This window comes from Parabacteroides distasonis (assembly GCF_004793765.1).
GTDB lineage: Bacteria > Bacteroidota > Bacteroidia > Bacteroidales > Tannerellaceae > Parabacteroides > Parabacteroides distasonis_A.
In genome coordinates, this window is the sequence record NZ_SRYM01000013.1 from 42273 (window position 1) to 56429 (window position 14157).

General features: G+C 44.6%; 15 protein-coding genes. 6 read left to right on the forward strand and 9 right to left on the reverse strand.

All coding sequences use genetic code 11. The annotated features are described in order from the left end of the window. The first annotated feature begins 47 nt into the window (after nt 1-47). On the forward strand, nt 48-1358 hold the full coding sequence (locus E5342_RS06500; RefSeq protein WP_121736411.1) for an anaerobic C4-dicarboxylate transporter family protein: 1311 nt from the start codon (nt 48-50) through the stop codon (nt 1356-1358). Between the two features lie 87 nt (nt 1359-1445). On the opposite strand, the gene E5342_RS06505 is transcribed toward E5342_RS06500, so the two are convergent. Beyond that, on the reverse strand, nt 1446-1805 hold the full coding sequence (locus tag E5342_RS06505) for a thioredoxin family protein (RefSeq protein ID WP_121736412.1): 360 nt from the start codon (nt 1803-1805) through the stop codon (nt 1446-1448). 97 nt (nt 1806-1902) lie between these two features. Here E5342_RS06505 and ilvA point away from each other — a divergent pair, with 97 nt between their 5' ends. After that, on the forward strand, nt 1903-3102 hold the full coding sequence (gene ilvA / locus E5342_RS06510; RefSeq protein ID WP_135959081.1) for a threonine ammonia-lyase: 1200 nt from the start codon (nt 1903-1905) through the stop codon (nt 3100-3102). Nucleotides 3103-3165: 63 nt separating this feature from the next. Here ilvA and E5342_RS06515 read toward each other — a convergent pair whose 3' ends face one another. The 5 genes from E5342_RS06515 to E5342_RS06535 all read right to left on the reverse strand — a co-directional run bounded on the left by E5342_RS06515 (nt 3166) and on the right by E5342_RS06535 (nt 7720). Continuing rightward, the gene (locus tag E5342_RS06515; protein WP_121736414.1) at nt 3166-3459 is read right to left on the reverse strand and encodes a winged helix-turn-helix domain-containing protein; all 294 of its coding nucleotides are present in this window, start codon (nt 3457-3459) and stop codon (nt 3166-3168) included. Further along, nucleotides 3444-4040 carry a hypothetical protein gene (locus E5342_RS06520; protein ID WP_135959082.1) on the reverse strand — a complete coding sequence of 199 codons (597 nt, stop codon included), beginning with the start codon at nt 4038-4040 and terminating at the stop codon, nt 3444-3446. The genes E5342_RS06515 and E5342_RS06520 overlap by 16 nt, the downstream gene beginning before the upstream one ends. An 809-nt stretch (nt 4041-4849) precedes the next feature. Beyond that, on the reverse strand, nt 4850-5503 hold the full coding sequence (locus tag E5342_RS06525) for a DUF5715 family protein (RefSeq protein WP_135959083.1): 654 nt from the start codon (nt 5501-5503) through the stop codon (nt 4850-4852). A gap of 96 nt (nt 5504-5599) precedes the next feature. Further along, on the reverse strand, nt 5600-6796 hold the full coding sequence (locus E5342_RS06530; protein ID WP_135959095.1) for an esterase: 1197 nt from the start codon (nt 6794-6796) through the stop codon (nt 5600-5602). A gap of 33 nt (nt 6797-6829) precedes the next feature. Continuing rightward, nucleotides 6830-7720, reverse strand: coding sequence for an alpha/beta hydrolase (locus E5342_RS06535; RefSeq protein ID WP_121736417.1), 891 nt, complete (start codon nt 7718-7720; stop codon nt 6830-6832). A 264-nt stretch (nt 7721-7984) separates the two neighbouring features. Between E5342_RS06535 and E5342_RS06540 the strand changes: the two genes are divergently transcribed. The 4 genes from E5342_RS06540 to E5342_RS06555 are packed head-to-tail and all read left to right on the forward strand — an operon-like array spanning nt 7985 to nt 11451. Continuing rightward, complete coding sequence (locus E5342_RS06540; protein WP_121736418.1) at nt 7985-8977, forward strand: PhoH family protein; 993 nt, start codon at nt 7985-7987, stop codon at nt 8975-8977. An 11-nt stretch (nt 8978-8988) separates the two neighbouring features. Further along, nucleotides 8989-9939 carry a phosphoribosylaminoimidazolesuccinocarboxamide synthase gene (locus E5342_RS06545; protein WP_121736419.1) on the forward strand — a complete coding sequence of 317 codons (951 nt, stop codon included), beginning with the start codon at nt 8989-8991 and terminating at the stop codon, nt 9937-9939. Between the two features lie 10 nt (nt 9940-9949). Then, nucleotides 9950-10693, forward strand: coding sequence for a bifunctional demethylmenaquinone methyltransferase/2-methoxy-6-polyprenyl-1,4-benzoquinol methylase UbiE (gene ubiE, locus E5342_RS06550; protein WP_121736420.1), 744 nt, complete (start codon nt 9950-9952; stop codon nt 10691-10693). Nucleotides 10694-10707: 14 nt separating this feature from the next. Next, nucleotides 10708-11451 (forward strand): shikimate dehydrogenase family protein, encoded by a 744-nt coding sequence (locus E5342_RS06555; protein WP_121736421.1) that lies wholly within the window; start codon nt 10708-10710, stop codon nt 11449-11451. A gap of 124 nt (nt 11452-11575) precedes the next feature. Here the strand turns inward: E5342_RS06555 and E5342_RS06560 are convergent, their stop codons facing one another. Genes E5342_RS06560 through gldE form a run of 3 tightly spaced genes read right to left on the reverse strand, consistent with a single transcriptional unit; the run spans nt 11576 to nt 14135 of the window. Then, complete coding sequence (locus tag E5342_RS06560; protein ID WP_135959084.1) at nt 11576-12193, reverse strand: 4'-phosphopantetheinyl transferase family protein; 618 nt, start codon at nt 12191-12193, stop codon at nt 11576-11578. Nucleotide 12194: 1 nt separating this feature from the next. Then, on the reverse strand, nt 12195-12776 hold the full coding sequence (locus E5342_RS06565) for a gliding motility protein GldD (RefSeq protein ID WP_121736440.1): 582 nt from the start codon (nt 12774-12776) through the stop codon (nt 12195-12197). 6 nt (nt 12777-12782) lie between these two features. Beyond that, nucleotides 12783-14135, reverse strand: a complete 1353-nt coding sequence (gene gldE / locus E5342_RS06570) for a gliding motility-associated protein GldE (protein ID WP_121736441.1) — start codon at nt 14133-14135, stop codon at nt 12783-12785. Nucleotides 14136-14157: the final 22 nt, after the last annotated feature.

The following is a 14157-nucleotide window of genomic DNA, read 5'->3' on the forward strand; positions in this document are numbered from 1 at the left end:
AAGTATTTTTGTCTCCAATACAAACTAAATCAAAAGAATTGCACAACATGTTGTTACAATTAGCGTTCGTTTTAATAGCCATCATTATAGGTGCTCGTATCGGGGGTATCGGATTAGGCGTGTTAGGAGGCCTCGGACTCGGTATACTCACCTTTGGATTCGGGCTCCAGCCCACTTCTCCTCCTATCGATGTCATGCTTATGATCGTTGCCGTAATAGCGGCGGCTAGTTGTATGCAAGCCGCTGGTGGACTTGATCTGATGGTTAAGTGGGCAGAAAAACTGCTTCGCAAGAATCCTCAACGAATCACGATATTAAGCCCGTTCGTCACTTATTTATTTACTTTCATAGCCGGAACGGGGCATGTGGCCTATTCAGTCCTTCCAGTTATCGCCGAGGTAGCTACGGAAACGAAAATCCGTCCCGAACGTCCGATGGCGATCGCCGTGATCGCTTCCCAGCAAGCTATTACGGCTAGCCCGATATCGGCGGCTACGGTAGCGATGCTCAGCATGTTATCCGGATATCATATTTCCTTGATGGATATCCTTATGATATCTGTTCCTTGTACCTTATTGGGGGTATTGGCGGGAGCGATCTATTCTTTAAGGGTTGGTAAAGAATTGGATCAAGATCCGGAATACTTAAAGCGGGTAGCGAACCATGAGTTCAGTACGAAACATTACGAGGCGAAAGGCGTGGAAAACCAAATGAAAGCGGCTTTATCGGTCGCTATATTTGTTCTCGCTACGATAGCGATCGTTATTTTGGGTTCAATGGAGTCGCTACGTCCGGTCTTTACCGTCGGCACGGAAAAGGTTTCGATGCAAATGTCACATATTATTGAGGTATTGATGTTAACAGCCTCTGCTTTCATCTTATTATTTACAAAAACGGATGGAATCAAGGCCGCACAGGGTTCTGTTTTCTCCGCAGGCATGCAAGCGGTGGTAGCGATTTTCGGTATCGCTTGGATGGGAGATACTTTTATCGCCGGTAATATGACAGAGTTAAAAGGATCTATTGAGCATGTGGTTATGCAGATGCCTTGGTTATTCGGGTTGGCCCTTTTCGTAATGTCCATTTTATTATTTAGCCAAGCGGCTACTATTCGTGCGTTATTGCCGCTAGGGATCGCATTGGGTATCTCACCCTATATGTTGATCGCTTTATTCCCCACCGTAAACGGTTATTTCTTCATCCCAAACTACCCGACAGTCGTAGCCGCCATCAACTTCGATCGTACAGGAACGACCCGCATCGGTAAATATATCTTGAATCATTCTTTCATGATGCCGGGATTGATAGCGACCGGGGTTGCTGTTGGATTGGGGTTACTATTTATTCAATTCCTATAAATATTCAGTGTGTTGATAGGTTCATGCGCCAATACAAATTAACAGGTGTATTTAAATTGGCGCATGAACCTATCTGTACATTATTTCCTATTTTAACAGCTTCTCTTGAATCAACTGTTTCAACTCCTGCTTTCCCATCGTTCCGATCATCATCTCACGGGGGCCGTCTAATGGGCAAAACATCAAAGTAGGAATCGTTCGGATATTAAAGGCTGTCTCAAGTGCCTCCTCTTGATCGACATCCACCTTATAAATATAAATCTTCCCATCAAATTCTTTGGCAAACTCATCCAATATTGGGCTTAAACGTTTGCAATAACCACACCAAGGAGCGTGAAAATCAATGAGGCAAGGACGACTCCCTATATATTTCCAGTCTTTGGCATTCGCCTCAAAATCACCAACATTGGCGATAAAACCATCTTTCGTTAAATCGATTACTACCATACTTCTCTATATTTTGATTTATAATATAACAAAGATAAGCATGAATAGGTTACGGTATTTTTTATACTTTTGCGGCATCGTTTTAACAACAGACAAAATGCTCACACTTGATAAAATTTATCAGGCATCATATGCCTTGAAGACAGTCATCAGACGTACTGATTTAATCAGTGCTCCCAATATCAATCCGGAATCCCATATTTTTCTAAAACCGGAGAACTTACAAGTGACCGGATCGTTTAAAGTGCGCGGCGCTTGTTTCAAGATCGCCCAGCTTACGGAAGAAGAGAAATCGAATGGCGTAGTGGCTTGCTCGGCGGGGAATCATGCCCAGGGTGTGGCATTAGCGGCTACTGCCCATGGCATCAAGTCATTAATCTGTTTGCCCGATAATGCTCCTATCTCTAAAGTCGAGGCTACTAAATCTTATGGGGCGGATGTGTGCCTTGTCGAAGGTGTTTATGATGATGCTTATAACAAGGCTTTACAATTGAAGGATGAGAAAGGATACACATTTATCCACCCGTTTGATGATGAGGATGTGATCGCCGGACAAGGGACCATTGGTTTGGAGTTATTGGAACAACTTCCGGAAGTAGATGCTGTAATCATTCCGATCGGAGGGGGTGGGCTGATCTCCGGAGTCGCCTATGCCATCAAGAACTTGAACCCGAATATCAAAGTTTACGGAGTGCAAGCCAAAGGAGCGCCTAGCATGTTAAACTCTATCGAGCATGGGAAAATCGAACGCCTCAAAGGTGTCCGTACCATAGCTGACGGTATCGCCGTAAAAGAACCGGGAATACATACTTTCGATCTTTGCCAGCAATATGTGGACGAGATCGTATCCGTGACAGACGATGAGATTTCCACCGCTATCCTCGCATTGATCGAGCAACATAAATTAATCGCCGAAGGAGCGGGTGCCGTAGCTGTGGCTGCCGCCATGTTTGATAAAGTACCCATCAAAGGGAAAAAAGTAATCTGTTTGATTTCCGGTGGAAATATTGACGTGAATATCCTCTCCCGGGTGATCGGACGTGGTTTGCAGAAATCTGGCCGTTCTTGCTCCATGACGATCGAATTGGTAGACAAACCCGGACAATTACAGCATGTATCAGAAATCATCGCCTCTACCGGTGCGAACGTAGTATCCGTATATCACGAACGGGTCAGCCATACAGCTGATATCAATGGTTGTTACCTACGGTTGGAGATGGAAACAAGGAATCAACAACAGATTAATGAGATCCGGCAATTACTCACCGTCTCGGGATATAAGATAGTGGAAGGATAATACGAATATAACCCAAGCATATTTAAGATCTTTTAAGGTCTCATATGCTTGGGTATCCAACCTCTACACCTGTCGTAAATGAATATATTCTCTCAATGCATCCACATACTCCTCCATCGCCAAGCGTCCCTTGTCTGTGATCCGGCAAACCGTTCGGGGCTTCTTCCCAGCAAATCCCTTCTCGATATCAATATAACCAGCCTCGCTAAGTTTGTCCAATTGGACGCTAAGATTTCCCGCCGTAGCGTTCGTCTTCTCTTTGATATAGACAAACTCCGCCTCTTCTATCGACAACAAGATAGACATCACCGCCAACCGGAGTTGGGAATGCAATAAAGGATCTAGTTCTTTAAACATTGTTTTTTCATTTGATAGTTCAACAGATGCCCAGGAATCACCATCATAGCAACAAATATAACGGAAAAAACCAACAACCGGTCTATACCATGTATCCACAATATCAAGAATGAAGAAATGACACCTACCATCCCTAATACGGCCATCGGCTTAAAGCGGGAAACACTACCAGAAAGTGTCACCCCCATACCCATCAGAAGCGGAATCAGGAAATAAATATCCACCTTCCCTACCCAAGAGGCCACGGAGAGGAAAAATCCCACCATACCGAATACCATCCATATCTGTCCGATAATCCGGTCTATATAATTACGAGTCCCTCTATGAGCACTATCCTTCCGACTATAATACAAGGTTAGGGGGAAAGCCACAACCGGCAATAAAAACCACAAGAACTGTATCTGGTAATAGTCGCCCACAAAAGAGAGGACATACCAAATCACCAAGGCAATAGCCAACGTAATGTATCCCCAAATCAAAAGCGGATAAGCCGCATAGCGGGCTGTATTTTCTTGTGTCTCCTTGATCATCCGAGTGATGAGTTCCAAACTCTCTCTCTCGGTTAAAATTCTATCTTCCATATCATCTGCTATTAATTAATACAAATAAGTTTATTTTATAAACTATCCATGGATAAAAAATGCGAAGAAGCTGCGCATCATTCTTCGCACACCGCAAATGTAGACAAGTTTATTTTATAAACCAAACGATATTACCAAATATTTCGATAAAAGTTCAACACCACACGATTCTTTCATTTAGACCTTGATCCAAATTATTTTTCAAGCCCTTTGCGAGGAGGGTATCACATACATTAGAAGATATGCGATTTGATATTTTGACAAATTGTAAATCAAAGTCCCGGAGAATCGATTTTTCCGAGACAATGTGCGACTCATTGTCAAATGCGCAAGAAAAAAACAGCAATTCGCTTATTGATAGCATTATACCGAAAAACAGCCTTTCATTCTAGCGAAAATAATTCATCCCAATTCATATTCACAGCTTTCCGAGAGCAATTTTGTAGGGTTACGATGGGGGTCTGACAGGGTTACAATGCCCATTTGCGACTATCGACGATCCAGTCTGCGACTGCTTACGATGCCCAACGGCAGTATCGGCGTTACCCAACGACACTATATACGTAGGCTTTCGCCGCCTTTCGCACATGAAAATAGGGATATTTTCACCCCAAAGAGCGTTTTATCATCCCTCTCGCCTTCTAGTTAGAGTGACCCTAGAAAAGATACTGTCATGATTAATACTCTAAAAGAATCAGAAAGAAAGACAGAAAGCGATTCCGGTATCACATCGCTATATGCGGATAAAAGTTTTTTGCCCCGATCACAAACAATATATGATCCTTTTAGAAGAAAAAACCGTGCCTGCATCACGACTCACGAGCCGTAATATGGAAACACCCTTGTTTGCGTTCGTGCTTGATATAGCAGCGATCCGCACGGCGTAAATTGCGAAGCACGGTGGCAAGCACCATTTTCAAGCGATCCTTATCAATATTCAAGGTATCCTTCTCGTCGACCTTGGTATAACGTACCCACGATACGTCAAATGTCGTGCCATATTGGTGAGCGGAGTTCAACGACGAGTTCGAGTTTCTTTTCTTTAGTTTCTTGACATCCTCGACCGTACGGGTTACACTCGTCACTTTTAGCCTATAGATGGAAGCGTTCAGGTTGCGCAAAGAATCTTGGAAATTCTTTCCGATATCGCTCAACAAAGTGGCGGCCTCTGGTACCAGATACGGGATGGAGTGTGTCAACTCCTCTACCTCATAATAGCCATTCGTCTTGATCTCTACCATATCCCGGGAGGCGTGCTCCGCTCCTTCCCTCGAAGAGACAGGCTCTATACCGATCTTCTTCGCGACAGACAAATGAACATCGTTCAAATCATTAAAGTCGCGATTATAGCTTCCATTGTACCAGATCTTCTTCAATTCACCCCTTTTCTCCTTACAGGAAGAAAAAGTTGTCGCCAACATGATCGTGGCTAGTAACAACATCACATTAAACACTGTCTTCATTTTCTCGCTTTTCCAAAATAATAAAAGGAGTGTGCCAACTCCGCCATGTCGTACACTGCAAGCTCAGCGAATTGGCACACCTCTTTATAATAGTGATTATTTAAATAATTTCGGGGCAAACTCAGTCAGGTAGATACGCCAGTTCTTCCAGATATGACCCTCGGGAGACTCCAGGTACTCATACTTATAACCCTTTTCATCTAACAACTTACGATACGCCGTCACACCCTCATATACAAAGTCTGTATTGCCACAAGCGATAAAATAGAGAGACGGTTTCTTATCAAACTGGATCTTTAACTTTCCCTCGAAGTCCGTATAAACCGGGCAAGTTGATTGGTCATTCCCGCGGCTGGCACCTGAGAAAAGCCCAACATAGTCAAACATATCGGGGTAATAACGAGAAATATTCCCTGAATGGAAGCTGCCCATAGAAAGACCAGCGATCGCCCGGTTCTTCTTGTTGGCGATCGTCCGGAAATTCTTCTCCACAAATTTCACGATCTCGGGAAAAGATAACTCGAACGCACCCTCTTCCGTCTTCACGGTCGGACGCATAGAAGGAACTACATAACCTAAGTCCGATTCGCCAACTGCCGCAGATTGCCAAGCATTGCCATTGGTCATTACGACAATCATCGGTTTCGCTTTTCCTTCCGCAATCAGGTTGTCAAGGATTTGCGAAGTACGCCCCAATTCCATCCAAGCATTCTCATCTCCGCCGGCACCATGCAACAAATAAAATACCGGATAGCGCTTTCCGCTTGTCTCATAACCTGCAGGTGTATAAATGGTCAATCGGCGATCCATTCCCAGCTGCGGACTATTATACCACATACGATGTATCGAACCATGAGGAACCTTATTCACACTATACAAGTCCGCACGGCCACCCTTTATGATGAACACGTTGGTCACGCTCGCCACATCACGAATCATATGCACATTACTAGGATCATTGATCTTCAATCCATCCACTAAAAGCGTATAACTGTAAAGTTCAGGCTTCAGGGGCTCAGGTGTCGTATATTCCCAAATCCCCTCCTCGTTCTCTTTCAGATCAGCCACACCAGCTACAGCCATTTCTCCTCGCTGAGTACTGACCATACGTGGAGGCAAAAAATCTCCGCACACCTGTACACTCACAGCTTTTGGTGCTTTCAAACGGAATGTCACCGTATTATCGTCGTGGATTTCTGGAGAAACCACGGCCGCACTGCCAAACAAGGCTTGCTGCGCAAAACTTACTACTGATATCAACAAGAGTGATAATACAAAGGATAATTTTTTCATCATTCCAAATTTAATTTACATTGATAATATTGATTAAAAACATTTTCCAAAGCAACGAGAGACAAACGGCAGACAAATATAAAGAGCCGAATGCCAATATTCATTGGTATGGCCTCCATCACGCACACGGAACTGGCAAGGAACATCTGCTTTTTTCATGGCCTGGATAAATTCGATATTACGATCTAACAGGAAATCATCATCCCCACAATCCACAAACCATCGCACACTACGAAGTTTCTCCTTTCGAGCCTCATCCGCCTCAGCCACATATCGAATACAACTATGCGCTTGCACAGAACGAGTCAAGACGGCTACTTTATTCTCCGGATCAGTATCTTTACCGGCTTTCTCCCCAATAACAGGAATATCCATCAAGGCACTCATCGCATAAGCTGCGCAGTAAAGATCCGGATAGCGTTGCGCATAACTGGTCGTTCCTCCTCCTCCCATCGACAAGCCGGCTATAGCTCTATATTGCTTATCAGCTCGAACCCTATAGGAACTTTCTATATAAGGCATAAACTCCCGATAAAAAAAGTCCTCATAAGACCAACTTGGCATATTGAAATAACCATTCCAACAAGTAGCAGGATCACCTCCCGCATCAGGACTTACAATGATCATCTCACATGCCTCGCCGGAGGCTACCAGCTGATCCATCACATCCTTCGCACGCTGATCTTCAAACCAACTCGTGTTAACACCAGACATACCATGTAGCAAATAAAGAATCGGGTATTTTCTATCCGGACACAGCTCATAGCTCTCCGGCAAGTAGATCGTGAAAGCTCTATATGCCTTTAGCTCTTTGCTATAAATACTGTCCGTCAAGACCCTGCTAATAGGTCTCTTGGTAGATCTTTGGGCACTTAAGTTCCCCAACAGACAAAGAGCAATGAATACAAATAAGATTTTTCTCATGGTTTTGTTATTTTTGTTTGTCAACAAAAATAAACAAATATTTCGCATTCACGCAAAAAAAGAACAATTAAATCAGAATTTTCAGTTTGTTCTCCAAATACAAACAGTAATTTCACCTCGCAAGATAAACTTCCATTTGCGGTATAGGCCATAAATAAACTTCCTATTTTACTTCTACAGATTAAAGAATATTATTAATTTTGTGACTTGATTCAAAACAAACAGACAGCATATTTTTTAAGCGTATAAAAACAGGAATAGCGGATGATTGAAAGAATTTATATTCTTGAAAGCGTAGACCCGGTGATTTTCTACGGTGTGAATAACTCCAATATGCAATTGATCAAGACATTGTTTCCGAAATTGCGTATCGTTGCCCGTGGGAATGTGATGAAAGTGATTGGAGATGAGGATGAGTCCGAGCTTTTTCTCAAGAAAATCCGTGAGGTGGAAAAATACTGTGAGGAGTTTAACTCGCTCTCCGAAGACGTGATTCTGGATATTATCAAAGGGAAAGGTCCCACGGTCGTGAAGCAGGAGAATCTGATCATCCACGGTATGAACGGCAAGCCTATTACCGCACGTACCGAGAATCAACAGTTATTGGTAAAGGCTTTCGAAAACAACGATCTGGTCTTCGCCACAGGCCCTGCCGGTTCGGGCAAAACATTCATCGCTATCGCTTTAGCCGTAAAAGCATTAAAAAACAAGGAAGTACGGAAGATCATCTTAAGCCGTCCCGCCGTAGAAGCCGGAGAAAAACTGGGTTTCTTGCCGGGTGAGATGAAAGATAAGCTAGACCCTTATTTGCAACCGCTTTACGATGCCTTGCAGGATATGATTCCGGCGGCCAAACTGAAAGAATATATGGAGAATAACGTGATACAGATCGCCCCGCTGGCGTTTATGCGCGGTCGTACCTTGAACGATGCCGTCATTATATTAGACGAGGCGCAGAACACGACGACGCATCAAATCAAGATGTTCTTGACCCGCTTGGGTATGAATGCCAAGATGATCGTCACCGGAGATGTTACGCAGATAGATCTTCCGCCTTCTTCCACGTCCGGATTGATACAGGCCATGCAAATATTGAAGGGCGTGGGCGGGATCGGTAAGATTGAGTTCACCAAGAAAGATATTGTCCGGCATAAACTAGTCCAACGAATCGTAGAGGCCTATGATAAGTTCGACGATAAACGGAAGAAAGAGATCAAAGAGGCAAAAGAGAAGAAAACGAATATAGACAACAACTAAAAGTAAGAGTCATGAAGAAGGCATTAGTTAAAACAGACTTCAATTTCCCGCGACAAAAGAGTGTATACCATGGGAAAGTACGCGACGTGTACAACATCAATGACGAAGTATTGGTAATGGTCGCTACAGACCGTATTTCCGCTTTCGACGTTATCTTGCCGGAAGGTATTCCTTACAAGGGGCAAATGTTAAACCAGATCGCCGCCAAGTTCCTTGACGCTACGACTGATATTTGCCCGAACTGGAAACTGGCTACTCCGGACCCGATGGTAACGGTTGGCGTTCAATGCCAAGGTTTCCCGGTCGAGATGATCGTACGCGGTTATCTGTGCGGAAGCGCATGGCGTGCTTATAAGAGCGGCGTACGTGAGATCTGCGGCGTGAAACTACCGGAAGGTATGCGCGAGAACCAACGTTTCCCCGAACCCATCATCACCCCGACTACAAAGGCTGAGATCGGAGAGCATGATCAAGACATCTCTAAAGAGGAGATTCTCGCTAAGGGTTTGGTCTCTAAAGAGGACTACGAGGTTCTTGAGAAATATACGATGGCTTTGTTTAAACGCGGTACCGAGATCGCCAAGGAACGTGGCTTGATCTTAGTTGACACGAAATACGAGTTCGGCCATCGTGACGGCAAGATCTATTTGATCGACGAGATCCATACTCCGGATTCCTCCCGTTACTTCTATTCAGAAGGATACGAGGATCGTTTTGCTAAGGGTGAACCGCAGAAACAACTTTCCAAGGAGTTCGTTCGCGAATGGTTAATGGAGAATGGCTTCCAAGGTAAGTCCGGACAGGAAGTTCCTGAGATGACACCGGAGATCGTAGAAGGAATCAGCAACCGATATATCGAATTGTTCGAGCATATCACAGGCGAGACATTCGTAAAGGGCGAGACAGACAACTTGCTGAACCGCATCGAGAAAAACGTTACCGAATATTTACAGAACAAATAAGATACCGCACATGACACAGTATGGTTCAGAGACAATACTTCCTTATAACAAAGAGGAGCAAAAGGGCACGCAAGTCAAACGTATGTTCGACTCGATAGCCGAAACGTATGATCAACTCAACCATACTCTCTCATTTGGTATCGACAAGATATGGCGCAGGAAAGGGATCGCTTTCCTGTGTCCTTTCTCTCCTAAAAAGATACTGGATATCGCTACCGGTACCGGAGACTTGGCTATCTCCATGTACGAAAAGCTGCGACCCGACCATATTGTCGGTGCCGACATCTCGTTAGGCATGATGGAAGTGGGACGGAAAAAAGTAGCTGCCGCCGGTTATTCGGAGCATATATCCTTCGAGCAACAAGACTGTACGGCCTTGACCTACGAGGAAAACTCGTTCGATGCCGTAACCGCCGCTTTCGGGGTTCGTAATTTTGAGAACATAGAGCAAGGTATCTCAGAGATGTACCGGGTACTGAAACCCGGTGGACATATCATGATCTTGGAACTTTCCACACCGGAACATTTTCCCATGAGACAACTCTACCAGATCTACTCGAAGACCGTCATCCCCTTTATCGGACGTCTACTCTCTAAAGAAAAAGCCGCGTATAATTATTTGCCGGCTTCCATCAAGGTAGTTCCTCAGGGAAAGGTCATGACGGATTTACTTACCCGTCAAGGCTTCAAGCAAGCTCGTGTACGGACCTTTACCTTCGGGATCTGTTCATTGTATACAGGATCTAAAGAATAAACAATAAAAAGGTTATGCAGAAATATGGCTTACTGGGATATCCCCTCGGACATTCGTTTTCTAAAACGTATTTCAACCAGAAGTTTGAGGCGGAGAAGATCGACGCGGAGTACTTGAATTTCGAGATTCCCACGATCAAGGAGATTAAGAACGTAATCAAAGAGAACCCTGAACTGAACGGTTTAAACGTGACCATTCCTTATAAGGAACAAGTAATCCCATATTTAGACGACTTGGATGACGACGCCCGTCAGATAGGAGCGGTAAATGTCATCAAATTCACGAAAGGTCTTTTCGGCAAACTGAAACTGAAAGGATATAACTCGGATATTATCGGATTCAAACAATCGATTGATCCATTATTGAAAGAAACGCACCGGAAGGCGTTGATCCTTGGTACGGGAGGAGCGTCGAAAGCAGTCTTCCACGGACTGAAACAGCTGGGTGTCGGTGCCACGCTGGTTTCTCGCAAACCGAAAGAATTTTGTATCACGTACGACGAGATTACACCGAAAACCATGGAGCAATATACGGTGATCGTGAACACGACCCCCCTGGGCATGTTCCCGAATATCGAATCATGCCCGGATATCCCGTACGATTTACTTACGCCGGATCATCTATTATATGATTTACTTTACAATCCGGATGAGACCCTTTTCATGAAGAAAGGAAAGGAAAAAGGCGCCGTCGTGAAAAACGGCTTGGAAATGCTGCTATTACAGGCTTTCGCCGCCTGGGAGATCTGGCAGAAATAAAGGCATAATTTTCTGCATAAGCCTTGCGGGGGTACTGCACCAGCCTTGCAGTAGTACTGCATCCGTTTTGCAGTAGTACTGCACCGGCCCTTGCAGTAGTACTGCAACCCGGGTTGCAGTAAGTTTATCCCAGCCAAGTCAATACATATTCCGGCGTAACTTGATAGGCTAACTCATATTCCCGGCATGCCTCGGTCCGGGTTTCCCGTCCCGTAAACGTCCCGCTCGGTAAATAAGGAAAGGGATTCACGTGAAGATGCTTTTGAAAGTCCACCCCTTCCTGCCCGATGATCTTGAACAAGGTTTCCTTGGCGCACCAATGGATCAATAGATGCTCCACCTCATGCCCCGGATCGATACCCGCCTCTTCCTCCGGATTCATAAAGCGGCTCCGTATTTTCAAGATCCGGTCCGAACGATACTCGATGTCGATTCCCGTCGGACGCTCATCCAAAATTACCGCCACATAATCTTTCGTATGAGATATACTAATATATAAAGGTACGCACGCGAGGAACGGGGCGCCCGTAGAATGATAGTCAACCCTTACCTCCTCTCCCAAAAGCTCTTTTAGAAGCACCCGGCTGGCGAAACGTTCCTGCCTCCGTTTCTCTGCCGATACCCGCTCCAAAAAAGAAGAATAATCCGCTTTATGCGCAAGCATACCCAAAAGCTCATCAGAGCTTTCTTCCATTTTCCAGATTCCATGCAACGGTGAGGATTGTTTATATAGCAAGGCCATATTATTCTTTCCAACTAAAGGTTTGTATAAGTTCAATGATATCTTCCCGGATATATTGGATAGCGGGAGCTAATGAATCCGCATTGGGCTTGCAGTCAAAATACAAGGCTCCCCGGAAGAAATTCGATACGCTATCTGTCAACAGGAATTGTATAGGGGAGGCCGAGTCTCCATCCAAAAGAAACAACGAGCCATAGACGTTTGCGGCAGGGTTGGAATACGCTTTCTCCGATATCCGATTCTCCGACTTTATTTGGCGGGCGACGAAAGAGCGACTTTCCGTCTCCACCGTCACCAAAGACGCAGGCGTAATTGGCAAATAGCTGCAATACAGCTTAGCCTCTAACTCCGGATACGAGATATTCAAGCCCATAACACCCGTCTTTTGATCCGGCACCTCTATGACCGCAACCAGAGAGACATCAAAATCAAATGGCAGGTAACAGAGATCAAGCGGTTTATATTGCGCCTTCGAAGGTTCGATACGAACATAGCCCCGTGGCTTCGGCGTATATTCCACACACGAAATACAGCATATCCCTAAAAACAGAGAACCTCCTATGACGGCAGCTATCCATTTCATAAACATTTACTTCGTATCTTTCCCTTTCTCATCATTCCCCGTACCTTCGGGAATACGATTAAATTTAACCTTTAATATCCTCCTGTTATCCACTTCCAGCACTTGGAAACGATATTCCCCATAATCTATAATCTCCCTACGGCGTGGGAAATCTCCCTTTATCTCCAACAAAAGACCGGCCAAAGTTTCCACTTCTTCCGTCAATCTACCAAAACCAGAGGGATCGGCATCGATAACCCGGAAGAAATCCGTCAATAAGATCTTGGCCTCAAAGATCAAGCTGCCATCGGCTAAGCGGATGAATTGTTGCTCATCCTCATCATATTCATCGGAGATCTCTCCGACAATTTCCTCTAGGATATCTTCCATCGTCACGATACCGGAGGTACCGCCGAACTCATCGACCACGATCGCCATATGAATTTTATTAGTACGGAACTCTTCCAGCAAATCATCAATCTTCTTGGTTTCCGGCACAAAATAAGCCGGTCGGATCAAACTCTGCCAACGGAATGTGTCGGGCTTGTCAATATAGGGCAATAAGTCCTTGATATATAAGATACCCTTTATATTATCCTCAGTCTCGGAATATACAGGAATACGCGAATAGCCGGATTTGATAATAAAATCAACCACCTCGCGGAAACTGATCTTAATCCCGATATCTTCCATATCCAGACGAGGAGTCATGATCTCATCCGCGGTCTTATTATAAAACTTGATAATTTCCGCCAACATTTCTTTCTCCTCCGGAATCTCGGTAGAGGTTAGCTCTAACGCTTTAGAAAGCTCATCTACAGAAATATCATATTTCTTTTTCGCTAATGCTTTATTGATAACCGATGTGGAATTAACCAAGATTTTCGAGAATGGGCGGCAGAAACGTTCCACACCACTTAATATGGAGGCTGAGGAACGAACAAAGCGCAAAGAATTCTTCTGTGCGTAAATCTTAGGCATGATCTCTCCAAAAAGTAAAAGTAAGAAAGTCAAGAGAATCGTCTCAAACACAAAGCCTAGAAGAGGTGCGGTCGAGAAATTAATCCAAGCGTTGATCGCATAGGTACAAAGCATAACGACCGCCACATTTACGAAATTATTAGCGATCAATATAGATGCCAACAGATACTCCGAACGTTCGAGGAGACGTTTGATGACAGGATCTGCCGGACGATCCTCTTCCCCGATCTCATTCAGATCGCTCGGGGTTAGAGAAAAGAATGCCACTTCGGAGGCTGACACGAAGCCGGAAACAAACAGCAGTAAAAAAGCGAGGCTTAATGCGATTACAGGACCCGCTGTCAGTGCCTGTACCGTTACGTTTTCAAATAAGCCCGATAAATAATAGTCCGAGTCCAAGGGAAACAATATTAGTTAAACA